This window comes from Methylobacterium sp. CM6257 (assembly GCF_054611515.1).
This window is the reverse complement of sequence record NZ_CM137735.1, coordinates 3961929-3985408: the sequence shown is the minus strand read 5'-3', so window position 1 is coordinate 3985408 and position 23480 is coordinate 3961929. Positions and strand designations below refer to the sequence as shown.

Genomic DNA, 23480 nt, shown 5'->3' with positions numbered 1-23480 from the left:
GTAGGGAGCCGGTCGAAAATCAGTGGCGCGGAGCGCGCGGATGTCCTATCTGAGCGTTGTCCAGGCGCTGATAGCCATTCGCCGCCGGTCCTGATCTTCGGGGCCGGCGGTTTCGTTATGCGGCGAGGGTCTGCGGAGCCGGCGAATGTGCGGGCAGGCCAAGCATCTCGCGCAGCTTTGCGGTCGGGACGCGGTACTGCCGCCCGATCTTGATTGACGGGATCTCCCCAGTCTCACGAGCGCGATAGGCGGTCTTCCGGCTGATGCCGAGGACGCGGCCCGCCAGCTCCACATCCACTGTCGGCTCTGTCAGCACCCGCATGATGTCTTCGGACATCCGAACCTCGCTATTAAGCACGACATTTGCCGCGCAATTAATTGCTATCACACCTCAATGACCCTAGTCACTACTTCTTGCGCGGCGCGCATCGTGCGTATATTCGGCGACCACCAGATGGGAGCCGTTGTCATGAACGAGCCTGCGCAGAGGAAGAGGGGTCGGCCGCCGAAGCCCGCTGACGAGCGGAAGGGACACAACCTGACTTTCCGAACCCGCGCAGACTTTCGGGATCGGCTGGAACAGGCCGCAGCTCAATCTGGTCGATCCGTCACCGAAGAGGTTGAGCTTCGCGTCGAGCGGTCATTTGAAATTGACCGAATTATACGCGGCTACAACGATCTTATGAGCGTTTTCATTGAGAACGGAGAGAATGCACGTAAGCTTGCAACGTCGTTGATGGCTGTTGTCTCTATAGTACAAGACCAGAAATCAAAGGACGGCCGTCAAATCGGAAGTGAGAATTGGCTTAACAGCCCGGCGACTAGAGCCGGGGTGCGACTTGGTGCTATTTCGTTGATTGAGCACTATGCGCCAGCGATAGACGACGAGGAACTATCGAGGCTTGACGCCGAGACCCGCTCCGACATTGCTCGCGCCGAAACTATCGCAAAGCTTCAAGTGATGATGGCGACGGGTAGAGCCAGCGAAATGCTTGATCTCGTTGCGCATCAGAATGATACACTCACTTAATACCACAGCCAATCACTAGAAGATATTTGAGCTGAGATTGCATCATCTCAATTTCTTACGTTCTAGTATGCCTCCTTTACTCTGGTGAGTAGCAACGGAGGCATCCCATGCGCCCGCTCGTCTATTCCGATACGATCACGATCCGCACGGATGCGGATCTGCGCCGCGCGATTGACGCTGCGGCCCAGCGCGAAGGCGCCTCGGCCAGCGAGTGGGTAAGGCGGGCCTTGGGTCCATCGTGCGATCCGATAGCCCGCCCCGCACGCCTACGCCTGCCGCCCCGGCGACACGCCTGCCAGTGGCCGCCTGACCGATGGACCTGCGCTCCGACATCCTCACGGCCTGCCTGGATCGGGTCGACGGCGACGTAGAGCCGGCCACGCCGCTCCAAGTCCGGACGATTGCCCGCCAAGCCGAGAACGCGGCGCTGCTCCGCGCCCTTCGCGATACCGCGGAGGAGATCGTTGAGACCTGGAGGGGCCGGCGGCTCCAGCGGCTTACGAGTGCCTGCGCCGCCGCTTGCGTGGCGCGGACGACTTAGGCTCACCGGCCGCTATCGCCGCACGGCAGGCTGGGCTCACTCGCCCTCCTGCTCAGGAGGCAGGCTCTAACCCGCCCGGCATCGGGAATGTAGTCCTGACAGAGGCTCATGGCGTCGGGCGTGCAGGCTTGTTGCTGCTCGGGCGTGCCTTGGGAGAACGCCGGGCCCTGGGAGAACGCCGGAGAGGCCAGGGCAAAAAGGGATAGCCCAAGGCAGGTGGTCATCATCTTGATCTTCATGGCCCCTCACGCGCGGCGCTTTGTCGACGCAGGCCAGGATACGAAGCTTGAGCGCAAAAGCGAGGCTCGTGGCCCGTCAGCGTTGGAACGGAACCCGGTTTCGGGAGCGGAAAGGATGCTGACCGCTCTTGAACATTACAGCCACTGGTCGGCGGCAGAGAAACTGGGCCGAACGGGAAAAGCCCAACGCGTGTTGAGGTCACGGCAGGGCTTCCCAAGAGCGAACGGGAGGAGGCCAAGTCCGTTCAACCATTAGCCTGATGCGGCATAGTTAATTGGTCGCTGCCGCACGTGTTTCTGTCCTGACGAATGTCCCGTCCAAACGCTATGCTATACGCTGTTCGGAACAGCTACCTGCCGAGATTGTTGTCCGCTCTTATACGGGAGGACAACCATGAAGCATCTCCTCGCAGGCGCGCTGATCGCAGCCGGACTACTCAGCGTTCCAGCTCTTCCGGCAGCTGCGCAAAGCATCGACGTTGGGCCCGGTGGCGTGAGGGTTGATCCGCGCTCGTCGCGGGAGCGCGACCGGGACGAGATCCGTCGCGAGGAGCGTCGTGAGGAATTCCGCGACGGGCGGCGCGATCCGCTCCGCCGTGAGGAGCGCCTCCGTCGCGAGGATGACGACGATGATTGATCCGCATTGAGAGCGGACGACTGATCTATGTGCGGCGGGGTGAGTGCCCCGCCGTATCGATGTCAGTAGCAGCCCCGACGGTGGGGTCACTCAGTTCAAGCGCTTGCCCCTGCCCTGACCTCAAAAGCCGCCGCCTCCTATGCTGCGGTCGCAGGGCATCACTCGGTAGCGGCTCACTCCGCCGCAGCACCGACGCTGTCGGCCATCTTTGCTCCCCGCGTGCCGAGAGGCTGGGGCTCGCCCACAGTCGTGTCCTCGGCGGTTTGGTGCTCCATCTCGGCGTTCACCTGAGCGCCCAGCAGCACGATGATCGTCGAGATCCAGATCCAGGTCATGAACCCAATGGCCGCTCCTAGCGACCCGTAAGTTTTGTTGTAGCTGCCGAAGTTCGACACGTACCAGGAGAACAGCAGCGAGGCGGACAGCCACAGCACGGCCGCCAGGGCGCTCCCCGGCGTGGCCCAACGCCACCGCGGCGCGTCCCGGCTCGGGCCGTAGCGATAGAGCAACGCGAGGCCGCCCAGCACGGCAAGCAGCAGTACGGGCCAACGCAACAGAGAGAGCCACCACGCGCTTTTCCCGATGCCAACGAAGTCGAGTACAATCGGGAGCACGACGACCGCGCCGAGCGCGAGGATCAGAAACAGCAGCGCGCCCGCCGTGAAGCCGAGCGAGACGAGGTTCAGGACGAAGAAGTTGCGCTTCTCACGCTCGTTGTAGACGAGGTTCAGGGCGTCGAAGACGTGCTTCATCCCGCCGTTCGCGCTCCAGACGGACAGCCCGATGCCCAGGACCAAGCTGAAGCCGAGTGTGGCGTTGCCGTTCTCGTTCAGTCGTTTCACCTGATCGCCGACGATCTCCAGGGCACCGGACGGCAGGATACCCTGGAGACTGGCGAGCTGGTCGTTGATCGTCGAGGCATCTGCCAGGAGGCCGTAGACGGACACCAAAGCAGCCACAGCCGGGAAGATCGCGAGCAGCGCGAAGAAGGTGACGCCGGCTGACACCAGCATAATCCGGTTCTCACCGACGTCGCGGTAGGTGCGCAGGGCGATGTCTTTCCAGCCCTTAGCCGGGATCTCGGTCGGACGTGTAGCTTGGCGTCCCCGGTCGGCCTGAGTGTGGGCTACCTCGTGAGCATCGCTGCCAGTGTGAGAGGGTGAAGTCTGGCGCGCCGCTCCGGCCTCGCCGTCCGGTGCCCCTTTAGCGTCGGCGGATCCTCTGCGGGCCACACGCCGTGGCAGCGCTACGAAGCCAAGAAGGGCCGTGGCCAGTGCCAAGGTCCAGGCGAGGGAGTTCTCTTGCTTAACAGGAGCCGACCGCGTGCGGTCTGGGCGGGAGGATGTCATCGAAAGCTCCCGCGTATCTCAGGCTGTGCCGTATCGTCAGGTGTGACAACGAGGGATTGCCTCGGATGTTGCAAGGACCGGCTTCAGGGCGGGTCGACAGGGCCAAGGTAACATACGATGCCGGCTCCTCCTGCGGATCGTAGGTCTGGCCGTGCTGCGCGGGCATACGGTCAAGATGGCGAACGTCAGGGCCGGTGTCGAGGTTCACCCGCGCCTTAGGATGCCGGGGACAAGCCCCGAAATCCTCCTGTCTTTGGGGTTGGGTCACACCGGCGCAGTGCCCTGCGATTACCAAGGCCCGGCGGGATGCTAACCGTTAGGGCAGCTTCCAGGTCGCCTTGTGGGGCACGATGGCCATCGGGCGCGCGCCTTCCGGTACCTTCACCGGCTGGAAGGTGTAGTCGGCCGATCCGGATATGCCCTGGTATTTCCCTGTACCGCCGACGAACACATGGCGGCCGCTCTTGGCGTTTGCCTCGTAGGTGGAGAATACCTGATCGCCGTCCTTGTCGGTGTCGATGCAGCTGCCGCGGTTGACCACGTCGTTGCCGTTGGCCTCGCGCATGCCGATGCAGCGCGTACCCATGTCATTGAACGGGGCCTCTCCCGCGTCATTGCGTGTAATACCGGCACTCTCATAGATGGATGAACTCCGCTCACCCATCTTAATCGGCGTTGCAGAGACATTGACGTAGTTAGTCGTATACGACGCGGCGCCTTGCTTTGGAAAATCCCCTGCCATCGCACCAGAACAGGCGCCAACCATCACGATAACAGCCCATCTTATTTTTGTCACTAACCCCTCCCGTTATTTAGAAGACAATTATTTTATTGAATTACGGAATAGATTGGCTCGCTCCCACAAGGCGGCTACTGATCATGCACGGCACAGACAATGGATACAAGCCAGAAACATAGGCGCGCTCCTCCGCACTCGAACGCGCCGTCGGATCGTCCTTTGCCGCTCCACACCCGCGTGAATTCTCGTCTGGCCTGATCGGTCGAGGTCGCCCGCCGCCATTGCGGTGGCCTATCGCCAACACGACATGAGAGAATCCGCATCCGCGGGCCGGAGAAGCATCAGTGGTTCGTCTTGGTGCCTGCGGCGGGGGCCTGATCGTGGCCGCACTCCTCGCCCTTCCGGCGCTCGCGGTCGAACCCATCGTCGGCCGTGCCTCGGTCACCGATGGCGACACGGTGGTGATCCGCGACACCCGCATCCGCCTCCACGGGATCGACGCACCGGAGAGCGCTCAGTTGTGCCAAGACGCGGCGGGCAAGGACTATCGCTGCGGGCAGAAGGCGGCGCTGGCGCTTGCCGGCCACATGAGGGAAGCGCCAATCACCTGCGAGCCTCGTGACATCGACAGGTACGGGCGCACCGTCGCGGTCTGCCGAAAGGACGGCGAAGACCTGAGCGCCTGGATGGTCGAGCAGGGCTATGCCACGGCCTACCAGCGCTACTCCCGGGACTATGTGCGGGTTGAGATCACCGCCAGAGCGTTGAAGCGTGGCCTCTGGGCGGGCACCTTCGACCCTCCTTCGGATTGGCGACGCGCGAAGCGGGCGAATGGGGTCGAGACCCGACCCGAGATGGCAAAGACCGCCGTGCCCCCCGCACCGCTCTCGCGAACCACCTGCGCAATCAAGGGCAATGTCTCGCGCTCGGGCGAGCGGGTCTACCACCCGCCCGAAAGCCGCGACTACGCGCGTGTCGTCGTCGACGAGAAGGCTGGCGGGCGGATGTTCTGCTCCGAGGCCGAAGCGCAGGCGGCTGGCTGGCGAGCGCCGCAGCGGTAGCCACTATTGCGCTCCGAAGCTACAGCCGGCCGATGTCCGACAAGCTCAACGTCCTGCTCGAACGTCTCAAGGCGCACCAGCGCGACCTCATCCTCGCGATGGCCGAGCACGATGGCATGCCGGCCGGGAGCGTCCTTCGTCAGGTCGCCGAACTGGAGAACGTGATCGCCGCGGTTGAGGCGGTTGCGGCCGAGGAGGCGGACCGGGAACGGTGGTCATAAGGCGGGCCGGCGGTATGGCATTGCGGCCCCCATCAGCGGAAAGGGGCTCAAAGTGAGCCACGAGACAGTCAAGCAGGTGCTCGCTTCACGCGGTCACAGCCGCTGACCGACGGGATTGCCGCTAGGCGAACAGCAGCTTGGAGCCGCGGGACCTTTTCGCACCAACGTGGCAGCCCGGCAGCAGGATTGGTGCATCGATCCGCTTGCCGACGATGCTGAGGGTTGCGGTGAACACCACACGCTCAGCCTCGTCCCGCACCAGCGCCAGCAGGTTGCTGCAGCCGTTCTGGTGGGGATCATGCAGCGCGATCTCCGACAGGATCTGCGCCGCGCGCCGGCCAGCCGCGTCAGGGGTGGCGCACACCTCGCCCTCGGTGTCGCTCACCGCCGACACGTCGTCATGGATGTCGAAGAAGTAGCGCGGCATCTTGAGCGTCCTTTCGGTGGCCAAGGTGGCCGATCAGGCGAGACACGCCGTATGCGCGGCGGTCCGACGTTTGCCGGGCTGCAACCCGCCCCTCCGTCGTGCAGGACGGCTCGGCTTTGGATCCGCAGCGCAACTCCAACTCGGAGCCGGTCTGGCCTGGGCCGATCCGACCTGCTCCGAGCCGTGTAGGACGGCGCGCAGCAACGCGAGGCCGTCTGTGTCGCTGTCGAGCGCTGAGGATGTGAAGACCGGCATCGTCCTAACTTCAGCGCTGGGCAAGGGCGGGATGCATAGCCACCCGCACGGCAACCTGGGTGAGCTTGGCGGGATGAGCAGGGCTCAGTCGCACTCCTGGACGCGGCGGATCACGAGCTTGCCGGAGCGGCCGGTCTGGGGATCGTCGAGGTAGTAGCAGTTCGGCGCCAGCTCAGCCGAGCCGCAGCCCTGCATGCAGAGAGTGGTCGCCTTCGCGTTGCTGTCGGGCGCGCCCGCACGCGCCGCTTGGCTGACCAGCAGGGTGCCGAGCGCGGCGATGGCGAGTGTACGGATGAGGGTCTGGGCCGTCAGGATCATGGGTGCGCTCCTCTGAGCAACGGGAGACAGGGGCGAGAGCTGTCGGCGCTGTTGTTGTTGCGCTAACCGGCCTGCACCCTGACCGGCTGCCTGTGCTGCGTGAGCCCGGCTGCCTAGAGCACGGACGAGCGGCGGGGCAGCTGCCAGAGGTCGTCCTTGTTCGGGAACGCCTCCAAGCGCTCTCCCGCCGCCAGCGTTACCGCGGTCAGGAGAACCGGCATGAGGAGGAGCACAGCGGTCGTCATCATCACACCCGCCTCATCGCTGGGCGTAGTGGCCCGGGTAGACCACCCGCACCGTGCGCCCGGAGCGGTCCTGGGCGGCGGCCCCTTGAGGGTCGCGTGCGCTGGGAGCCGGCAGGGCGGGGGCGCGACCTTGGAGGGCCACCATGGCCGGGAGCGGCTTGATAATGAGCGTCTCAGCGTGGCCAGCACCGCCGAAGGCGAGAACCCCGAAGATGGTCAGGCCGATGCCAGCACCAGCGGCGGCAGCGAGCGTGAGCGGTCGGGCGGTGCGCGGCATGATCTGGTCTCCCTTGCATTTGACAACTAACGATTAGAACTCCAATCGTTAGTTGTCAAATCGTAAGATCGATATGCCTTAGTCCCCTCACCATGCTAGACGGAGCCCATGACCCAGACCGCTCGCCACCCTCAGACCCAGACCACCGCTGGCCAACCCGATGAGGGCCCGCCCAGTCCGGATGTCGTGCCGCTCGACCGGCAGCTGTGCTTCTCGGTCTACGCGGCGGCTCATGCGTTCGCGGCCGCCTACAAGCCGCTGCTTGAGCCGCTCGGCCTCAGCTATCCGCAGTACCTCGTTATGCTGGCGCTCTGGGAGAAGGACGGGCAGAGCGTGAAGCAGATCGCCGCTCGGCTCCGGCTCGACTCCGGCACGGTGACGCCGCTGCTCAAGCGCTTGGAGCGCAATGGCTTGCTTCGTCGTGGGCGGGATCCGGCCAATGAGCGGCTCCTGCGCGTGGAGCTGACCGACGCGGGCCATGCCCTGCGACGGAAGGCTGGTGCTGCTCGGGAGCAGATCGTGTGTGCGCTTGGCGGGACGGAGGAGCCCATCCAGGCGCTCAAGCGCGAGATCGACAGGGTCACCACCCTGCTGGAGCGCTCTGAGAACGGCTGAGACGCCGCGCCAAGTTGAGCGCTATCCGAACAGGCCCAGGGCACCCATGCGGCTCACCCTGCCCGCCGCGGTTGCTCTAAGACGGCGGCAACGGGGGGCCGCCGTCTCGGTGAGTTTCTCTGGGGCTGGCAGCGCTGAGAGATCTGTTCAGCATTTCACCACATCGCCGAGCGGCGAACCGGCGGCCACGAACGCCTGTTGTGACGACTGCGGACCGGCCGCCGAGATGGGAGGGGGAGCTTTGCTCGCCTGTCGTGGCGGTCGGTCTGCACCATCCTCGCGATCCATTTGGTGCAGGCCACACTGGGGCACGCCTCGGTGGCGACGCCGGGCCGGTATCTGCATGCTCGGCCGTCGGAGAGTTCAGCTCGGTTCCTGGGATTGTGAACGGGGCTCATCAGGGCGCGGTCTGTCTGCCGAAGCTCAATCTCCCGGCGTGACGCAGGTCCCCATGAAAGCCTTACGCTCTGGCCCTTCCTTGAGCTTCTGGTTATCCGCTCGTTGCCGACAGCGGTCCAGCACTGCCGGGTCAACGGCCGACGCAGCTTCCTCACCGGCTGAGGTCGTGCCCGAAGCTGGCTTCCGTGTCGGCTCGGACGTGCTCTGCGCGCCCCCTGCTGCAGAAAAGCAGGTGAGGGCGGCTAGAGCGGCAAGAAGCGCGAGAGAGCGTTGCATGGGTGTCCGCCAGTGCTTCGGGTGTCGAGCTGGCATCGTGAGCACCATCTGAGGCGAACGTATAGCGCCGCAATCGCGTCCGCATCATGGACCTGTCCGGCCACCGGGACCACGACACCTCGAACAACGCAGACGACAACACGGCTGCCTTCTGCCAACGCTGCCAAGCGAATTCTCATTCGAGCTGATCGGCCGAGGTCGCGGTTATCGAATGCTCCTTGATAGTAAAGGGCTGCCCGGCAGGAGCTTTGCTCTCAGCTCATGGCCGTCCTAGCGATTTGCTGTTGACGGATAGCTACATAGGCTGGCTGAGACCGAAGCTTAAGCATATACGTAAATTGCATTCGTGACGCCGTTCTGCCCCAATTCGAGAAAAGTTAATGACTTGTTAACCACTGCCGGCGCTGGTTCGGCGGGTTCAAAGGAGCCTGTTCCATGATCTCAACCGGCCTCCTCTTCGTGATCAGTGCAGCGCTCACAGCCGCTGCGGCGGGCGCCATAAGCGACCCAAACGCCCGCAACGAGCAGCAACATCCTAACCGCCCTAATCAAGTGTGACCGGCCCGCGACAAGCTCGGTTTCTTGCTCTCCTGACCCTTTTCAGCCCTCGAACGGGCATAGTTCAGCTGCCACACTGATCGGACCAAACGCCATCTCCGGTCCTCGCGATGATCGCCACAGCCCGCACCTTTTTCCTTCAGAACCGCGAGGGTGGCGCGGTGCTTGGGTCCTCCGCCTTGTTCATGACCGTGGCTATGACGCTGATCTGGTTGCTCGGCTGAGGTTACAGGTCCCGCCGATGTCGCAACCGTAGCGCCAGGATCAACGCACCCGGCCAGAACACGAGGCTGAGCAGAGCAACCGGCACGATGGCGCGGCCCTTCCACCCTGTGATCGCAACAGGCAGGAACAGCCCGAACACCGCGACGGCGAGAAACGCCCAGAATTCTAGGTCGGACAGGTCCACGGGTACTCCCTGCAGGCACCCAACCGCTACGCTTTCTTCACGGCCGGTGGCACAGTGCCGTCCCATGCCGATCCGGCGCGAGCATCGCTTCTTCTACCCCATTGACTGGCCGCAACTCTCGGCCGTGATCCGGTTCCGTCGCGCTCGGGGTCGCTGCGAGGGCTGCGGACGGCCGCACGGGCGGATTGGTCTACCATCTTGGTGACGGCCGCTGGTGGGATGCTGAAGCCGGGCGATGGCGCGATGGTTGGGGCAGGCGGATCCGGATCGCGTCGGGGACTGACATCCTCGGCCGCGCCCGCCGGACCCGGGTCGTCCTAGCCGCGGCCCACCGGGATCACGACACATCGAACAACGCGGACGCCAACCTCGCGGCCTTCTGCCAGCGATGGCATCTGATCCATGACCGGCCGGAGCATAAGCGAAGGCGCTGGCGGACGCTGTTCCGGCGCAAGGCACTCGGCGACCTGTTCGGCGGACCCTACGGCTGATCGCGAAGACCCTGGTGCTCACGTGATGGGGCCAGGACCAACCGGATCCCCTGGAACCAAGTCTGGACCCGCTGGATCGCCGGGCACTGGATCGGGTGATGGTGCCGGCATCGGCGGGTCGCCGGGTACGGGTTCAGTCGGTGGCGGCTCGCCGGGTGTGGGCAGGTCGGGACCGCCGGGATTGGGGGTGCCAGGATTGGCCATCGTGCAGAACCCATGAGGTGGGAGGTCAGCGGCGCACGCCGGGCGCGGTCGGTGCGCCCGGCAGGCGGTCGGGCAGCCGGCTCGGATCCGGGGGCTCGCCAACGTCGGTATCAGGTCCCGGCACGCGCGGTCCGGTCGGACCCGTGTCCGGATCGTCCTCAGGCTCATCTCCAGGCAGCGGGGGCGGTATCTCGCCAGGGTTGGGCGGTATCGGACTGCCGGGATCGACCGCATGCCATGATAGGCGGTGTACGGTCAGCTGGTCGCTCATGGCTGCCTCTCGACACGAAGCCCTGGATTATGACGCGGCGTCGGATTTTCTCGACAATTCAGGTCCGCGAGAATGGGCCGTCTCTGGGTTCAACCTCTTTTCGATCACCGAGGATATGACGCCCTGAAGCGATGATCTGGATTGCGTTCCGTGTAGGGTCTGGGGAGATCATTTCACCGCGGCCAGGGCCCGATCGATGCGGTAGTCCGGATGACGGATGCGCTCTTTGGCCGGGTTGAACAGGGCTTCCACCTCTTCTCGGAGCGGCGTCTGGTCCGAGCGTTCAGCCACCCGGTCGATGGGAGATGCGCCATCAAGCGCCGAATGGGGACGGTTCCAGTTCCAGTGGTGCTGCCACTCGGCCACGCGGTCGGCGATGTCGGCGGATTTCGGATCCATTGTGGTCCAGAACTCTTCGAGAACGGCGCGATGGCTCCGCTCGACCTTGCCGTTCAGATGGGGCGATCGTGGAGGGATCGGGCGGAACTTGATGCCCCAGTCGATCAGCCGCTGCTGCACAGCCTCGGCAAAGAATTCGCGTCCGCGGTCGGTCTGGATCCGCTGAATGGCAAACGGCATCTCCTCGATCACCCGATCGAGAAAATCGAGAGTGTTCGCGGCGGTCCGGCATGGATAGATCCCAAACACGGCGTAGCGCGAGCAGTCGTCTATGGCTGTGTACTGGTACACGCCCGGGCAGATTTTGCAGACGTCCATCTGCACCCAATCGCCCGGCACGGGTCGACTATAGCGGAGCTTTCCTCTGACGCGCCGCCGCGGCCGCTTGAGCACCTGCTCGCCGTGACGGACGAGCACGCGATGGATGGTGTCGAGCGACAGCGTCAGATCGTGTTGACGGACGAGCTCATTGCGGAGCTGCTTGATCCCGAGCTTGCGGTCGCGCCGGAGGCTGAGGATCAGCGTCTCGTGCTCTGCAAACACCTTCTGATACCAGCGGCGGGTTATGCTGACACGTTTGCCCATGTCCGGTTTGCGATGGCGGTGATGGTGTCTGGCGCGGCAATGAGCCAGTTCCAGGCGTCGCAGCACGCTTCGACAATGGCCTCGTAGCTGTCGTAGAGGCGATGGGCGAGTTTGTTGCGGCGTAAGTATTGCCAGATGTTTTCGACCGGATTGAGTTCAGGTGCGTATGGCGGCAGCATCAGGAGCGAGATGTTGCTGGGAACGACGAGATCAGTGCTCTTGTGCCAGCCAGCACCGTCCAGGACGAGAACGGCGTGGGCCCCCGGCGCCACGGTTCGAGCGAGTTCGGCCAAGTGCGCGTTGAGACCTTCGGTGTCGGCGCGCGGCATCACCAGGCCCGCGCCGACGCCGCGCTGCGGACAGACGGCACCGAACAGGTAGGCCGAGGCGTAGCGCGTGTCCTGCACGGCGCGCGGGCGCGTGCCTCGGCGCGCCCAGACGTAGGCCAGCGTGCCCTTCTGGCCGATCCGGGCCTCGTCCTGGAACCAGATCTCAAGCGGCTGGCCGCGGGCTTCCTCGGGGATCACCTGCGCGACCCGCGCGGCGAAGGTTTTTTAAAATCCGCCTGGGCCGCCGCGTCACAGTTCGGGTGACGCGGCCGCACCGAAACGTGGCGGAAGCCGCGGGCGTGCAGCAGATCCCCGATCGTGCGCTCGGCCATGACCACGCCGAAGCGAGCCTCTACCACCCGCTTGAGATCGCGGCGGCGCCAGCGCACCACCCCGTCCGCCGCCACGTCTGGACCCGCCTCGACGATCCGGTCGAACTCCGCCCGTTGCGCCGCACTCAGCAGGCCGGGACGTGCTGGACGCGGCCGATCCATCAGCCCTGCAACGCCGTCCACATTGTAGCGGTGCACCCAGTCCCGCAGGGTTTGTCTCTGCATCCCGGCGCTCTCCGCTGCCGCCGTACGCGATTGGCCATCCAGGACGGACGCAATCGCAAGACAGCGACGGGCTTGGGCAACACTCCGGCTCGACCGCGCCGCACGCCGAAGATCCTCGGCCGTCAGATCCAGGCGTGTGATCGCAAGTGTCATCGTACCGCTCCCGCCACTCAGCAGGACGCACAGAGTCACGCCAAACCCAGTCCGTCATTCAAAAAGGAGTCACGCCCGGCCGCCGTTGGTATGAGCTGCCAAGCGGCGCGGACGGCGGCTCTGTTCCACCAGCCCAGCTGGACCAGCGGCCTGATACCTCCGCCACCATTTGCGCAACGTCGGGCGTGAGATGCCGCAGCGGCGGCAAACGAGGCCGGCGTCGCCGGTCCGATCATAGAGTTCAACCCATCCCAGACGCGCCTTCGTCAGATCCATGGCCGTGTCTCGCGCGGGCTGGGGATCTGATGGACAGCGCGTGCCGCGCTGCCCACAGCTCCACAGCAGAAGCAGCAATCAGGATGCCAGATCGGCCGGGAGCGCGGGCGGCGAGGTTGAAACGATGTCGCCGAACCTCACACGTTCCGGCTGTCGCATTCGCGCCGGGCCAGGGCCTCCAGATCTCGCAGGTAGGCGATTATCGGTTCTCGGGCGCGCTGTTTCTGCCGCAGCGCCGGCTCGACCTTGGCGGCGACATGCTGGGTGACCGTGTCCCAGAACTGCCGCCCTTTCGCAACGCTTTCATGCATCGTGCCCACTCCATCGGAGAAGGGCGGTCCCGTCGATGGCGACAGGGGAACATCAAGATCACGGTCGACGGGACCGGCTGGGAGCTTCGAACACCCTAGTCTTGTCTAAAGGCAGCCAGCCTCAAACACATCTGGGCTAAGGGCATTGCTGCTCCAGATCGGGTTGCGCGTTCGACATACCGTCCGTCCACACAACCTCAGCGCATGGCTCTGACTGCTCTATCACCCGCGCGAATTCTCGCCCGGTCTGATCGGTCGAGGTCACCCGCTGCCCCTCGGCAGCCTTGTGTGCGTTCATACCCGTCGATGTCGGGCCAGAACGGGCCCCAGCACCCGGACGCTGGGATCATCGGCCGAACCACCTCTGGGACCTGGAATACGGTCGTTTTCTTTACAACTCCGGATAACAAAAAGGCGGCCTATAGGTCGCCTCTGGATCTCGCGTGTCCGCCGGTTACGGCTTCGGTGGCGCGTTTCCAGATCCCGTGTTCGCGCTGCCTGTGACTGGCAGCGACCGTGCCTTGTCGAGCAGGGTGGTGGCCGCGTCCACGCAGTCCTTCAGGGTTTCGCGCGGACTGCAGCGAACATGGATCTTCGCGTCGCCAACCCTCATGTGAAACGAGAAACCGCCCCTCGCTACATCATCCCCATTGCCGCGCCAGTAGTCCCGATCTCGATCCTCGTTGGGGTGATATCGTCCTTCGTCCTTTCCTCTGTCGCTGTGGTCGTAGGACCTGTCTCTGTCGTCGTCACGCCACGAGCCTTGTGCGAGTGCCGAGACAGGCAGCACAAGGAGGCATGCTGCGGTGATGAGAGCCTTACGCATCTGAGCGCTCCGCATATTGGGCCTGAGAAAAGACGTGTGCGTTAGCGGTAGGTCTCGCGATACTCACAGCATTTGCTGGGCTCCCTGCTCGGTGGTCCTTACGCCCGAAGGCGCCACTGCGGTTCGTGAACCTCGAACGAGAACCGTCCGCCCCATTTAGATCAGGCGCTTAGCTGCCCGCTGGGCGTTCAAGGCCCACTCTGGAGCGGACGTTCATCGGCACCGCTCGCGGTACCGTCGGCAGTTGCCCGCTCCCTCCTCGCCAAGCTCCTCCTTGTGAAGACAGGCTTGGCGCAGTTCGCGACACATCTCTCGGTAGCCGCCACCTCGGCGCTCCTCGTAGTAGCCGCGGCGACCATCATCGACACGCACGCCGCCGGGACCGACGGAGAAGCCCTGGGCAAAGCCCGTGTGAGGCACCGCGATCATGGCAGCCAGGGCTGCCGTGCTGAGGACGAGCTTACGCATAGGCGCCTCTCCGCTACTTTTCTGGATGTTGTTGGGCGAGCAACGCCCGGCAATGCCGAACCGTTCTCCGGCAAACGGCCTCGTTGCCGCCGAGCGGCCGCCTTGATGTGCCGCAACCAGAAGCGTCCGCGGACTACGACCGCCGAGCTGCTGAACTGGCTCCGCGGACTGGCCTCAATGCTTGCGGTCAGCTGGTGGATCTTCCTCCGGCGCTGGAGTGTACAAGCCTGCCACGATCTTCCAGAAATCCGGACACTCACCCGCATGCGCCTGCAGCCGCGCATCGATGATTTGTCGTGCCGCCTCTGCGAATTCTTCGACGCGCTCTGCGGGCACTTCCGGTGGCGATGTGGGACCGCTGTTATGCATAATCGTATCAACGCGGGCCCGCGTATTTTCGATCCGAGCACTGTTCGGCAGACTGTACGACCGCAGACCCTTAGCGCATGGCTCTGCCCGTTCGACCACCCGCGAGAATTCTCAATGGGTCGGTAAGACCGAGGTCGCCCGCTGCCCCTCGGCAGCCTTGCGACGGTTCCATATCCACAACCTGCCTCTGTGGATCTCCCTTATCCGTGGGGTGCAGCGTTTTGCACCCTATGCTGCCCAAGAGCGCGGGAGCTGCGGATCGCCCTCCCCGCCGGAGCCACGCCAGCCACTCCCGGCTGATAATGCGGAGCACGTTCGGGTCTGACTTCCGGCCCTGGTGGCGTCGCTCCTGGATGGTCAGCAACCCGTCGCCCTCGGCCAGCCGGATCGCGGCCTGTGCCAGCCGCCGGCAGACGCCAGCCCTCGCCGCGACGGCGTCCACAGGCAGCCCGCACGCCCCATGCCGGGCAACCTCGTCCCCGACGATGCGCAGAACCGCGAGTTGCCTGGTGGTGAACCTGCTGGCCAACGCGGGCGGCATCGGACCCGAGCAGGCCAGCCGGCGGCGGCGTTCGATGGCAACGGATCGCTCAGGAGCCCGCTGGAGGCGCTTGGGCGGGAACAGCGTCACACGGCCGAGCGGGATGCCGACGGGCACCACGGCCTCTCTAATCGCACTCCTGCGGTCGTGCAGCAGCTCGGCGAGGCTCTGCGCCTCGGCATCGGTCACGGTCACGGCGGCGTGGGCCTGCCAGATCCGGCGCGACAGGTCGTCGAGCTGCGCGAGCGTGCGCGCGGCGTCGACCGCCTCCCGCATGGTGGCGTGAAACATCGGTCCCGGTCCCTCACGGGCCGCGGCTAGGGTCCAGGCAAGCCTTCCCTGTTGTCGGAATTGCCGTTCCGACTTGACACCCTGGCGGGTCGCATGGCTTGTGAGGGGTATCGGTACTGGCCCTCACAGGCCCCAGGTTTTCAGCACCCTCGTCCTTGCCGGGACGGGGGTGCTGGCTTTTCAGGCTGTCCCTCGCGGTGATGGTCCCCGGATCCCGGTCGCCCCGCCGAGGCGGGCGCGGCCGTGACCGTCCAGCCGGCAGGGCAGCACGGTCCAAGCCGACGTTGAGACACGCTGCCGGACGAGACCATGCCGGGGCGGAGCAAGCGAGCGGTCGCTCTCTCCGCCTCCGCTGCAGCCCTCACTCGACGTTCTCGATCGCTTGCGGCAAGCCCAGCCACAGCTTCACCTTCGCGGGCAAAGAGCCAGATCGCTTCTTGACCGGCTCGGCCGGACCGCGGACCGCATCGAGCCGCCTCGCCGCCTCATCCAGCCCGAGCGGGTCCGCCTGTCGCCCGATGGCGAGCGCGCCCTCGAGCGCTTCGAGCCCGAGGTCGAAGCTGAAGAAATCCGGGAACAGCCGGGGCCCGATATGGGCGTCGATGTAGCGGGCCCGCCTTTGCTCAACCTCGGGCGTATCCGCACACGCCAGCCGCGTCACGAACGGCATCAGGCGCTGCCGCTGCGCATTCGTCGCGTTGTCGTTCAGCTGCATGGCAAGCTCACAGATCGGGCGTGAGAAGCATGCGGGCATGGCATTGACCGAACGCACCGGCCGGTAGCCGAAGCCGCACGCGACAATGGCCGCTTCGTTGATGCAGGTCCCTCCATCAGGTCCAGGGAAGGGATGCGAGCCGCGAAGAAGCTTCCAGTTCAGGATGTGATCGAAGTCGCTCATGGTGGCTAACTCCGTAGCCGCCCCCACCCTGAACCTCCCCCGGCGCAATCGCGCCGTCAATCACTTGGATGCAGTCACCTTGAAGAGATGAAACCAAGCTTGGCCTTAGCGGTTGATCCACAGGGAGCAGTATCGGGCATCGACGCTACCCGCATGGAGGCACCCCATGAAAATCGCAGGCGAACTACTCACTGTCGTCGCGGTCATCACCATTGCCGGGATGCTCCGCCTCATCGGCCTTCCCTTCCGGACGGTCGCGCGCCTGCTCCCGGCCCGGCCGGTCTGACCGAACTCCGGAACTCGATCGCATCGACCAGACCCACTGTACGGCCACATGGATGATGCGTGCTGGGCTGAGCGCTGATCCCGTGGAGATTGCCCTGCAGGCTGTCCGCGAGGAGGTGCTGACCGTGCGCAGTCGGCGATCCGGGTGATGCCCGAATGCGGGCTCGGCAGACGGGGCTCCAAGCGCGCGAACGGGCTGCCCTCCGCAGAGGGCAGCCCCGCATTACTACAAGAAATGTGGTATGCTTCTCCGTTCCGATCAGACAATCAATTAAACCTCGCAGAATACTCTGTGTTCCCGCCCGAGTTAGTCAGATACCGCGGCGGAATTGCGCTGCTTGCCGCCGCTGAATACAGCTTTGCCATCAGCTGAACTGTTTCATGCGTGTGCGCCGGAGCACCGCCGGGGTCTGCAGTTCATGAGAGCTTACCCCAAGGCCGAGCAATCAAAGCCGCCCGATGGAGGGTCATATGGCCCAGGCTCCAGCAATCCGAGAGACGATACGGCTCGACGAAGGCGATGTGATCGTCCTGCTTCCCGCCAATCTGTCCCAGAAGAGCATCGGCGTACTCCAGGCTCAGCTCGAGAGGCTGGCCGAAGGGTTGAGCTCCAGAAGCAATGAGGACGGCGGAGCCTACTTGCGTGGGCTGGCCGGATTGGCGGCTTACGTCGCCACCTGACGGGCAGCGGTGGGTTCGCAGATCGCCCCGTCCCTCGGGAACCGATCACCTTCAGGCGCGTGTCTCAGGCGATATTCCGGACGGGACCGCCTGCCTCCCCGATTCGGCGCGGTGGGCTTTTCTCATTCCGGTCGAGGCGGCCTACGGCACGCCGTCGCACCGTCTAGCCGCCGGCGGCAAACGCCTACGTATCCCCTCGCCTCATCGCGAGTGGGGCTTGTTCGACCTGACTGCCACTTCGCCCGCCCGGCCGGTCCGGGCGGGCTTTTCCGTTCCAGCAACCGTTCGGCCGCAGCCCAGCCGGCATGCCCGACCTCCCGCGCGCCGTCGCGTCTGAGCGCGCCAATTCGGCACCGAGGCGTACCGGTCGGGCCGGACCGTCACGCAGCTATTCGGGATGCATCCGGTCCACGGCACCGTCCGGGTCGACCTCTGCGGCGCGCTGATGGCCGCCGCCGTGCCGGTGTCGCGCGTCGAGGCGGTTCACTTCGATCACCGAGGGCTCAGAGGCACTGCGACCCCCTGTGCGAACTGCGCCGCCGCTCTAAAGTTACGCTTCCACCAGCTACGGAGGGTCGCCGCCCGCTGACCCGACCTCAGAACGCGTCTTCGGTGGAGACCCAATTTTCAACAGGGAGTGCGAGTGTTTCTGCGGCTTGCCCTATGCGGTGCGCTGATTGCAGCATCTGCGTCTACCGCTTTAGCGGACGATAACTGTCCTAAAAACTTCGAGAATTACGGCATCTTCCTTCAGGCCAAGAAGGCGTGCGGCCGTGACGTGGAGTACCCCTTTATGAAGGTCATGAAGGCGTGCGCGAAGGAGACCCCTGAGCCCAAAGCCATCGAACTGATGGACAATGGCCGACGGGTTTGGGCAAGGAACCTCATGCGGAGCAGCCTCGGCACGATGTGCGAGGAAGTGTTCTCGCGCCTCCCTGCACCTCCCCACCGTCGCAAGCGTTGATCGGCCCCGGCGCCGCGTTGATGGGCGCAGGCCGCCCGGGTTGCAGCCGCAGGTCCGCAAGGCGTCGCTGCGGGCAGCGCAGGGGGAGGACGGCGGAACGGGCGAGGCTGTGCGGAACCTCGCTGCTCAGGCGGAAGACCCCTGATGCCTTATTCTTTGGGCTCGGTAGGCTCCACACTGGGGCCCAACGCTCCGCCTTCCGGCATGGCAAGCGGTTCGTGCCTGTCCCTTCCTGTCGCGTCTGAACCGCCAGCGGTCCTGGCGTCGCGCTGGCTCACCCCACGGCGCTGATCGCGGCTCAGGTCACGGCGTGTCGGGAGTGGTCGCCATGGGGCGGGGGCGGCGCCCAGGCGGAGAACCTTAGGAGCGCGGGTGAGAAACACCGCCATCACCACCCACGGGACGACGAACACGATAAAGGCGGTCAGACCCATGGCGATCCTCCTGCGGGAACCCGGCGATCCGGAATGAACGCGGCCTGAGCCGGTTTGATCCTGTCGCGTGCTCCCGCCACACCTGCGTCGCCGACTGCGCCCCGCACCGGGGCCCCGTCCCCGGCCAGTCCTCGGCGTCTCGCGAGCCGCCGCTCCGGCTAGCCTGTCGGCCACAATCGGTGCCAGATGTCCGCGCCGAACCGGATGGCGAGGTCGAGCGCGATCAGCGCGAACATGACGGTCTGGAAAAGGCTATCCGCTCGATCGGCAGGGTTGAGGGGAGCAGGGTCCCGCAGCCGGCTCTTCGCCTTCCTTGACAGAGGATTCGGACCGACCAGCGCCACGGTCGTTCTCCAGCAACGCGACACGGATACCGAGGAACGCCGCTGGGCGGTTGTTGGTGCCCGGATGCGGGTCCACAGGACACCACTGCGCCTTCCTTATGCGGGGTGCCGCGATGCGCTCTTATGCCGCTCCGATGCGCGCACCGCTTCCTTTCTCCCATCGACTGGCCGCAGCTATCGGCGGTGGTGTACTTCCGGCGCGCGGGCGGGCGCCATGCGGAATGCCGGCGACCGAACGGGTGAAACGGGTGTTCCACCTCGGCGACGGGCGCTGATGGGACGCCCAGGCTGGCGGACGAGCACCGCCAGAAAGAGCCTGCACTACCGCTCGGCGAAGCTGAACCGCGGCACCGCGCTGCAGTTCGCACGTCGGGAAGCCTGACTTCAGCCGAACGATCCTACGGCCGGGAGTTCGGCCGAAGGACGAGCGGGACGGACGCTGAGGCGCACGCGCGGGATCTGCGCCATCGCCTCGGCGTAGTGGGCGCGGATCGTCCGCGGGACGAGCGGGAAGCCCTTCGTCTCAGGATCGAGGACGCAGGCCGTGGATCGGTTCTGTAGGCTGGACATGCACCAGAAATGGCGTTCCGCCGAAATCGCTGCAATGCGATAAATTCGCGGTGTGCGCCGCAACACAGGCTGCTGCGACGATCGGCCGGAACTGCCCGGAGTCAGCCAAACGGCGTTCTCCGGCGTTTCAGGGTCGAAGCCGCTCCGTGCGGCTGATGTCCTCTGAAGGTGAGGAGAGCATGAGACAGATCGCACTGGCAGCCCTGACCGCCGCGCTCGGAGCCGGAGGGCTCCTCGGCAGCACCGCCGCTCAGGCAGGCGGCTATGGTTACGATGTCTACGATGCCCCTGAGACGTTGGTGACCCGCCGCACGGTCGTCGAGCGCCGCGTCGTGGCTCCCCCGCGCGAGGTCGTGCGCGAAGTCGTGGTTGAGCGGCCTGTCGTTCGTCCCCGTCGGGTCGTACGCGAGATCGTCGAGGAGCGTCCTGTCATTCGTCCACGGCCCGTGGTCCGCGAGGTCGTGGTCGAGCGCGACGGCTTCTACGGACCGCACCGGTTCGGACCGCGCCCAGTCGGCTACGGCTACGGACCGGGCTTTGACCCCTACGACTAGGCTGAACAAGCCCTCCTACGAAGCCGCCCTGAGCAGGTGATGGCACCTCTGAGCCGCTCAGCGGCGGCGCTGGCGGCTGGTCGAGCATGACCAGATGGCCGAAACCCGGAGCGCCGGTCGGCCACTCACGGCCGGGCTCTGCGAGCAAACTCGCGCCCCTTGCCCCACCCCGTGGCCGATGAAGGGGGCGGGGCTGGAAGAAACGCACGCTGAATCCGGCCGGCCTGAGGAGACGCGCTAGGCGGCCGTCGCCCCGCGCTTGCGCAGGGCCTGCGGTAGGCGTTGCGTCCGTCGCACCCGCGCCGACACACGCAGGAAGGTCACGAAGTTTTCCGCCTCATCGAGGCTCATGCCGCATGCAATGGGGTCGTGATCCTGCACGATCATGTGGGTGCCATCGCCGGCAAGCTTCACGCTTATCTTCGGCATGCAGCTTCTCCCTATGCAGTTCCGGGGCGCATGGACTCGGGTTCACCGCCTTGATCGGTCAACAACACCGGCAGGATCGCGTTCACCGCCCCGACCTCTGGGTCCACCAGCGTTCATTCGGCCCCCCGGTGGATCGAGCGTTCGCGTGCGGTGCGCGGCTCTGCACAGGGCCCAGAGCAGGGATCGAATTCGGTGTCGCCCCGGCCGGGACGCACGGCCGGAGCGGCACCGGGGTCAGCGCGGCGACAGGAACCCGATGGGCTGCCGCTGCGGTCCCTCCTGCTTGAGAGTGCGCAGCATCTCCTCGTATTCGCGCTCCATCTCGGGCGTCACCGAGGGCCGGGTCTCCCGGGCCGCCTGCTCGAAATGGGCGCGGCGGACTTGGGTCGCGTCCAGCGATTCCCGCAGGGCCAGAAGGCCGGCGCGCCGGGTGAGGTCCTCGAGGTCCGCGCCGGTGAAGCGGGCCGTGCGCTCGGCCACCACGTCGAGGTCGACATCCTCGGCGAGCGGCATGCCCCTGGTGTGGATCGCCAGGATCCGGCGGCGGCCGGCCGCGTCCGGCACCGGCACGTAGACCAGCTCGTCGAAGCGCCCGGGGCGCAGCAGGGCCGGGTCGAGGAGATTCGGGCGGTTCGTCGCCGCCATCACGACGACGCCCTGCAACTCCTCCAGCCCGTCCATCTCGGCCAGGATCGTGTTGACCACCCGCTCGGTCACGGCCGGCTCGCCCAGGCCCCCGCCGCGGGCCGGGGCGAGGCTGTCGATCTCGTCGATGAAGATCACCGTCGGGGCGACCTGCCGGGCGCGCTGGAACAGGCGCGAGACCTGCTGCTCGGACTCGCCATACCATTTCGACAGGAGGTCGGAGGATTTGGTGGCGACGAAGTTCGCCTCCGCCTCCCGGGCGACCGCCTTGGCGAGCAGCGTCTTGCCGGTGCCGGGGGGCCCGAACAGCAGGAACCCCTTGGCCGGGCGGATGCCGATCCGGCGGAAGGCCTGCGGCGAGCGTAAGGGAAGCTCGACGCCCTCGCGCAGGCGCATCTGCGCCTCGGCGAGCCCGCCGACATCGTCCCAGGTGACGTCGGGCACCTGGATCATGATCTCACGGAGCGCCGAGGGCTGGATGCGCTTCATCGCCGAGAGGAAGTCGTCCCGCCCGACGCTCAGGCCCTCCAGCACCTCGGCCGGGATCCCATCGCGCAGGTTCACCTCCGGCAGGATGCGGCGGACCGCGTCCATGGCGGCCTCGCGGACCAGCGCGCCGAGATCGGCCCCGACGAAGCCGTACGTGCTGCGGGCGATGGCGTCGAGATCGACGTCGGCGGCGAGCGGCATGCCGCGGGTATGGATGCCCAGGATCTCCCGCCGGCCCGGCTGGTCCGGCACGCCGATGATGATCTCGCGGTCGAAGCGCCCGGGGCGGCGCAGGGCCTCGTCGATGGCGTCGCGCCGGTTGGTGGCGCCGATCACCACGACATTCTGGCGCGGCTCCAGCCCGTCCATCAGGGTAAGGAGCTGCGCCACGATCCGCCGCTCGACCTCGCCGGTGACCTGCTCGCGCTTCGGGGCGATCGAGTCGATCTCGTCGATGAAGATGATAGCGGGCGCATTCTGGGCGGCCTCCTGGAAGACCTCGCGCAGGCGCTGCTCGGATTCGCCGTAGCGGCTGCCCATGATCTCGGGGCCGGCGATGTGGAAGAACCGCGCCTCGGTCTCGTTGGCCACCGCCCGGGCGAGCCGGGTCTTGCCGGTCCCGGGCGGGCCGTGGAGCAGCACGCCCTTCGGCGGATCGATCCCGAGGCGCTGGAACAGCTCGGGATGCCGCAGGGGCAGCTCGACCATCTCGCGGATCTGGTCGACCGTGTCGCCCAGCCCGCCGATATCGTCGTAGGTCACGTCGGCGCGGTGGCCGTCGCGGGGCTCCTCGTAGAGGGGGCGCAGCTCGATCTCGGTCCCTTCCGCCACGTAGACGATGCCGCGCGGCTGCGTCGCCACGACGCTGAGGCGGATCTCCTGCAGGCCGTAGGCGGGCAGGTCGAGATAGGACCGCAGCTGCGGCGGCAGCCGCGGGTCGGGGCCGCCGCTGCGCTGGGTCGCGGTGGCGATGACGTCGCCGGCGATCAGGGGCCGGCGGAAGAATGTCCGCCGCAGCGCCTCGCCCGATCCCTGAAGGCGGACGTTCTTCTGGGCCGGCGCGACCACGACGCGGGTGGCGGGGCGTATCTCGGCCCGGCGCACCTCCACATGGTCGCCGCTCGACGCCCCGGCATTGACGCGCTGGAGGCCGTCGAGGCGGATCAGGCTGAGGCCCTGGTCCTCCTCGTAGGGCCCGACCGCCACCGCGGCCGTGTGGCGCTTGCCAACGATCTCGATGACGTCGCCCTCGTGCAGGTCGAGTTCGTCGAGCGCCGCCTGCGGCAGGCGCGCGATGCCGCGGCCGCCATCCTGGGGCCGAGCGTTGGCGACCTGAAGCTTGAGAGGCTGTCCGTCGGGATCCGCCATCCGGTTCTCCATCGGCGGGGCGCGCGGCGGCTGGGCCGCCGCCCCGGGTCTGGGCGTTGGGTGTCTGCTGGGCAACCCGCGGCCCGGCGGGCCGGTTCAGGCGGAGACCAAGTCGGCTGCGCCTTTTCGCGGATCGTCCGGCTGTGGTATCC

The 23480-nt window shown here is 65.9% G+C and carries 27 protein-coding genes and 3 pseudogenes; 10 read left to right on the top strand and 20 right to left on the bottom strand.

Annotated features, from left to right (window positions below; all coding sequences use genetic code 11):
- Positions 1–115: 115 nt before the first annotated feature.
- Positions 116–337 carry a helix-turn-helix domain-containing protein gene (locus ACYCO6_RS19470; RefSeq protein ID WP_459762370.1) on the bottom strand — a complete coding sequence of 74 codons (222 nt, stop codon included), beginning with the start codon at positions 335–337 and terminating at the stop codon, positions 116–118.
- 132 nt (positions 338–469) lie between these two features.
- On the opposite strand from ACYCO6_RS19470, the gene ACYCO6_RS19465 reads away from it, so the two are divergent.
- Positions 470–1030 (top strand): hypothetical protein, encoded by a 561-nt coding sequence (locus ACYCO6_RS19465; protein ID WP_459762368.1) that lies wholly within the window; start codon positions 470–472, stop codon positions 1028–1030.
- A gap of 313 nt (positions 1031–1343) precedes the next feature.
- Positions 1344–1571, top strand: a complete 228-nt coding sequence (locus tag ACYCO6_RS19460) for a hypothetical protein (protein ID WP_459762366.1) — start codon at positions 1344–1346, stop codon at positions 1569–1571.
- 2 nt (positions 1572–1573) lie between these two features.
- Here the strand turns inward: ACYCO6_RS19460 and ACYCO6_RS19455 are convergent, their stop codons facing one another.
- A complete protein-coding gene (locus ACYCO6_RS19455) occupies positions 1574–1810 on the bottom strand; it encodes a hypothetical protein (RefSeq protein ID WP_459762364.1) in 237 nt (78 codons plus the stop codon).
- A 394-nt stretch (positions 1811–2204) separates the two neighbouring features.
- On the opposite strand from ACYCO6_RS19455, the gene ACYCO6_RS19450 reads away from it, so the two are divergent.
- A complete protein-coding gene (locus ACYCO6_RS19450) occupies positions 2205–2447 on the top strand; it encodes a hypothetical protein (RefSeq protein ID WP_459762362.1) in 243 nt (80 codons plus the stop codon).
- 173 nt (positions 2448–2620) lie between these two features.
- Here ACYCO6_RS19450 and ACYCO6_RS19445 read toward each other — a convergent pair whose 3' ends face one another.
- Both ACYCO6_RS19445 and ACYCO6_RS19440 read right to left on the bottom strand, forming a co-directional pair.
- Complete coding sequence (locus ACYCO6_RS19445) at positions 2621–3796, bottom strand: YihY/virulence factor BrkB family protein (protein WP_459762360.1); 1176 nt, start codon at positions 3794–3796, stop codon at positions 2621–2623.
- Positions 3797–4112: 316 nt separating this feature from the next.
- Positions 4113–4565 (bottom strand): hypothetical protein, encoded by a 453-nt coding sequence (locus tag ACYCO6_RS19440; protein ID WP_459762358.1) that lies wholly within the window; start codon positions 4563–4565, stop codon positions 4113–4115.
- Between the two features lie 314 nt (positions 4566–4879).
- On the opposite strand from ACYCO6_RS19440, the gene ACYCO6_RS19435 reads away from it, so the two are divergent.
- Positions 4880–5596: a thermonuclease family protein gene (locus ACYCO6_RS19435; RefSeq protein ID WP_459762356.1), complete on the top strand. Its 717-nt coding sequence runs from the start codon at positions 4880–4882 to the stop codon at positions 5594–5596.
- Positions 5597–5628: 32 nt separating this feature from the next.
- Entirely contained in the window at positions 5629–5817 is a 189-nt protein-coding gene (locus ACYCO6_RS19430; protein ID WP_459762354.1) for a hypothetical protein, read from the top strand.
- A gap of 121 nt (positions 5818–5938) precedes the next feature.
- Here the strand turns inward: ACYCO6_RS19430 and ACYCO6_RS19425 are convergent, their stop codons facing one another.
- From ACYCO6_RS19425 to ACYCO6_RS19410, 4 genes are all read right to left on the bottom strand, one after another.
- Positions 5939–6244: a DUF6894 family protein gene (locus ACYCO6_RS19425; protein ID WP_459762352.1), complete on the bottom strand. Its 306-nt coding sequence runs from the start codon at positions 6242–6244 to the stop codon at positions 5939–5941.
- Positions 6245–6583: 339 nt separating this feature from the next.
- Entirely contained in the window at positions 6584–6817 is a 234-nt protein-coding gene (locus ACYCO6_RS19420; RefSeq protein WP_459762350.1) for a hypothetical protein, read from the bottom strand.
- Positions 6818–6930: 113 nt separating this feature from the next.
- Complete coding sequence (locus ACYCO6_RS19415; protein WP_459762348.1) at positions 6931–7065, bottom strand: hypothetical protein; 135 nt, start codon at positions 7063–7065, stop codon at positions 6931–6933.
- Between the two features lie 10 nt (positions 7066–7075).
- Positions 7076–7339 (bottom strand): hypothetical protein, encoded by a 264-nt coding sequence (locus ACYCO6_RS19410; protein ID WP_459762346.1) that lies wholly within the window; start codon positions 7337–7339, stop codon positions 7076–7078.
- Positions 7340–7447: 108 nt separating this feature from the next.
- Between ACYCO6_RS19410 and ACYCO6_RS19405 the strand changes: the two genes are divergently transcribed.
- Positions 7448–7954 carry a MarR family winged helix-turn-helix transcriptional regulator gene (locus ACYCO6_RS19405; protein WP_459762344.1) on the top strand — a complete coding sequence of 169 codons (507 nt, stop codon included), beginning with the start codon at positions 7448–7450 and terminating at the stop codon, positions 7952–7954.
- Positions 7955–9413: 1459 nt separating this feature from the next.
- Here ACYCO6_RS19405 and ACYCO6_RS19400 read toward each other — a convergent pair.
- Positions 9414–9596 carry a hypothetical protein gene (locus ACYCO6_RS19400; protein WP_459762342.1) on the bottom strand — a complete coding sequence of 61 codons (183 nt, stop codon included), beginning with the start codon at positions 9594–9596 and terminating at the stop codon, positions 9414–9416.
- Positions 9597–9660: 64 nt separating this feature from the next.
- Here ACYCO6_RS19400 and ACYCO6_RS19395 point away from each other — a divergent pair.
- Positions 9661–10087, top strand: a pseudogene (locus tag ACYCO6_RS19395) (hypothetical protein).
- A gap of 643 nt (positions 10088–10730) precedes the next feature.
- Here ACYCO6_RS19395 and ACYCO6_RS19390 read toward each other — a convergent pair.
- The 7 genes and pseudogenes from ACYCO6_RS19390 to ACYCO6_RS19360 form a co-directional block, all read right to left on the bottom strand.
- Positions 10731–11510, bottom strand: a pseudogene (locus ACYCO6_RS19390) (DDE-type integrase/transposase/recombinase); the annotation flags it as partial.
- Between the two features lie 14 nt (positions 11511–11524).
- A protein-coding gene (locus ACYCO6_RS19385) for an IS630 family transposase (protein WP_459762340.1) occupies positions 11525–12585 on the bottom strand; the annotation gives its coding sequence in 2 pieces (ribosomal slippage) (positions 11525–12084 and positions 12084–12585; 1062 coding nt in all).
- A 93-nt stretch (positions 12586–12678) separates the two neighbouring features.
- Positions 12679–12861: pseudogene (locus tag ACYCO6_RS19380) on the bottom strand (helix-turn-helix domain-containing protein); the annotation flags it as partial.
- 137 nt (positions 12862–12998) lie between these two features.
- Complete coding sequence (locus ACYCO6_RS19375; RefSeq protein WP_459762338.1) at positions 12999–13172, bottom strand: hypothetical protein; 174 nt, start codon at positions 13170–13172, stop codon at positions 12999–13001.
- A 1039-nt stretch (positions 13173–14211) separates the two neighbouring features.
- Complete coding sequence (locus ACYCO6_RS19370; protein ID WP_459762336.1) at positions 14212–14466, bottom strand: hypothetical protein; 255 nt, start codon at positions 14464–14466, stop codon at positions 14212–14214.
- 439 nt (positions 14467–14905) lie between these two features.
- Positions 14906–15667, bottom strand: a complete 762-nt coding sequence (locus ACYCO6_RS19365) for a hypothetical protein (RefSeq protein WP_459762334.1) — start codon at positions 15665–15667, stop codon at positions 14906–14908.
- 361 nt (positions 15668–16028) lie between these two features.
- A complete protein-coding gene (locus tag ACYCO6_RS19360) occupies positions 16029–16565 on the bottom strand; it encodes a hypothetical protein (RefSeq protein WP_459762332.1) in 537 nt (178 codons plus the stop codon).
- 756 nt (positions 16566–17321) lie between these two features.
- Here ACYCO6_RS19360 and ACYCO6_RS19355 point away from each other — a divergent pair.
- Both ACYCO6_RS19355 and ACYCO6_RS19350 read left to right on the top strand, forming a co-directional pair.
- Positions 17322–17531 (top strand): hypothetical protein, encoded by a 210-nt coding sequence (locus ACYCO6_RS19355; RefSeq protein ID WP_459762330.1) that lies wholly within the window; start codon positions 17322–17324, stop codon positions 17529–17531.
- A 643-nt stretch (positions 17532–18174) separates the two neighbouring features.
- The gene (locus ACYCO6_RS19350; RefSeq protein ID WP_459762328.1) at positions 18175–18495 is read left to right on the top strand and encodes a hypothetical protein; all 321 of its coding nucleotides are present in this window, start codon (positions 18175–18177) and stop codon (positions 18493–18495) included.
- Positions 18496–19087: 592 nt separating this feature from the next.
- Here ACYCO6_RS19350 and ACYCO6_RS19345 read toward each other — a convergent pair.
- Both ACYCO6_RS19345 and ACYCO6_RS19340 read right to left on the bottom strand, forming a co-directional pair.
- Positions 19088–19273 carry a hypothetical protein gene (locus tag ACYCO6_RS19345; RefSeq protein ID WP_459762326.1) on the bottom strand — a complete coding sequence of 62 codons (186 nt, stop codon included), beginning with the start codon at positions 19271–19273 and terminating at the stop codon, positions 19088–19090.
- Between the two features lie 384 nt (positions 19274–19657).
- Complete coding sequence (locus ACYCO6_RS19340; protein ID WP_459762324.1) at positions 19658–19843, bottom strand: hypothetical protein; 186 nt, start codon at positions 19841–19843, stop codon at positions 19658–19660.
- Positions 19844–20022: 179 nt separating this feature from the next.
- Between ACYCO6_RS19340 and ACYCO6_RS19335 the strand changes: the two genes are divergently transcribed.
- Complete coding sequence (locus ACYCO6_RS19335) at positions 20023–20397, top strand: hypothetical protein (protein WP_459762322.1); 375 nt, start codon at positions 20023–20025, stop codon at positions 20395–20397.
- A 237-nt stretch (positions 20398–20634) separates the two neighbouring features.
- Here the strand turns inward: ACYCO6_RS19335 and ACYCO6_RS19330 are convergent, their stop codons facing one another.
- Positions 20635–20826 carry a hypothetical protein gene (locus ACYCO6_RS19330; protein WP_459762320.1) on the bottom strand — a complete coding sequence of 64 codons (192 nt, stop codon included), beginning with the start codon at positions 20824–20826 and terminating at the stop codon, positions 20635–20637.
- A 234-nt stretch (positions 20827–21060) separates the two neighbouring features.
- Positions 21061–23328 (bottom strand): CDC48 family AAA ATPase, encoded by a 2268-nt coding sequence (locus ACYCO6_RS19325; protein ID WP_459762318.1) that lies wholly within the window; start codon positions 23326–23328, stop codon positions 21061–21063.
- Positions 23329–23480 lie beyond the last annotated feature (152 nt).

Coding starts and splice junctions, on each gene's coding strand:
- ACYCO6_RS19415 (WP_459762348.1), bottom strand. CDS start 7,065: ATGATGACGACCGCTGTGCTCCTCCTCATGCCGGTTCTCCTGACCGCG.
- ACYCO6_RS19445 (WP_459762360.1), bottom strand. CDS start 3,796: ATGACATCCTCCCGCCCAGACCGCACGCGGTCGGCTCCTGTTAAGCAA.
- ACYCO6_RS19370 (WP_459762336.1), bottom strand. CDS start 14,466: ATGCGTAAGCTCGTCCTCAGCACGGCAGCCCTGGCTGCCATGATCGCG.
- ACYCO6_RS19425 (WP_459762352.1), bottom strand. CDS start 6,244: ATGCCGCGCTACTTCTTCGACATCCATGACGACGTGTCGGCGGTGAGC.
- ACYCO6_RS19335 (WP_459762322.1), top strand. CDS start 20,023: ATGAGACAGATCGCACTGGCAGCCCTGACCGCCGCGCTCGGAGCCGGA.
- ACYCO6_RS19460 (WP_459762366.1), top strand. CDS start 1,344: ATGGACCTGCGCTCCGACATCCTCACGGCCTGCCTGGATCGGGTCGAC.
- ACYCO6_RS19420 (WP_459762350.1), bottom strand. CDS start 6,817: ATGATCCTGACGGCCCAGACCCTCATCCGTACACTCGCCATCGCCGCG.
- ACYCO6_RS19470 (WP_459762370.1), bottom strand. CDS start 337: ATGTCCGAAGACATCATGCGGGTGCTGACAGAGCCGACAGTGGATGTG.
- ACYCO6_RS19340 (WP_459762324.1), bottom strand. CDS start 19,843: ATGTCCAGCCTACAGAACCGATCCACGGCCTGCGTCCTCGATCCTGAG.
- ACYCO6_RS19450 (WP_459762362.1), top strand. CDS start 2,205: ATGAAGCATCTCCTCGCAGGCGCGCTGATCGCAGCCGGACTACTCAGC.
- ACYCO6_RS19375 (WP_459762338.1), bottom strand. CDS start 13,172: ATGCATGAAAGCGTTGCGAAAGGGCGGCAGTTCTGGGACACGGTCACC.
- ACYCO6_RS19410 (WP_459762346.1), bottom strand. CDS start 7,339: ATGCCGCGCACCGCCCGACCGCTCACGCTCGCTGCCGCCGCTGGTGCT.
- ACYCO6_RS19455 (WP_459762364.1), bottom strand. CDS start 1,810: ATGAAGATCAAGATGATGACCACCTGCCTTGGGCTATCCCTTTTTGCC.
- ACYCO6_RS19430 (WP_459762354.1), top strand. CDS start 5,629: ATGTCCGACAAGCTCAACGTCCTGCTCGAACGTCTCAAGGCGCACCAG.
- ACYCO6_RS19360 (WP_459762332.1), bottom strand. CDS start 16,565: ATGAGCGACTTCGATCACATCCTGAACTGGAAGCTTCTTCGCGGCTCG.
- ACYCO6_RS19355 (WP_459762330.1), top strand. CDS start 17,322: ATGGCCCAGGCTCCAGCAATCCGAGAGACGATACGGCTCGACGAAGGC.
- ACYCO6_RS19365 (WP_459762334.1), bottom strand. CDS start 15,667: ATGTTTCACGCCACCATGCGGGAGGCGGTCGACGCCGCGCGCACGCTC.
- ACYCO6_RS19405 (WP_459762344.1), top strand. CDS start 7,448: ATGACCCAGACCGCTCGCCACCCTCAGACCCAGACCACCGCTGGCCAA.
- ACYCO6_RS19325 (WP_459762318.1), bottom strand. CDS start 23,328: ATGGCGGATCCCGACGGACAGCCTCTCAAGCTTCAGGTCGCCAACGCT.
- ACYCO6_RS19465 (WP_459762368.1), top strand. CDS start 470: ATGAACGAGCCTGCGCAGAGGAAGAGGGGTCGGCCGCCGAAGCCCGCT.
- ACYCO6_RS19330 (WP_459762320.1), bottom strand. CDS start 20,826: ATGCCGAAGATAAGCGTGAAGCTTGCCGGCGATGGCACCCACATGATC.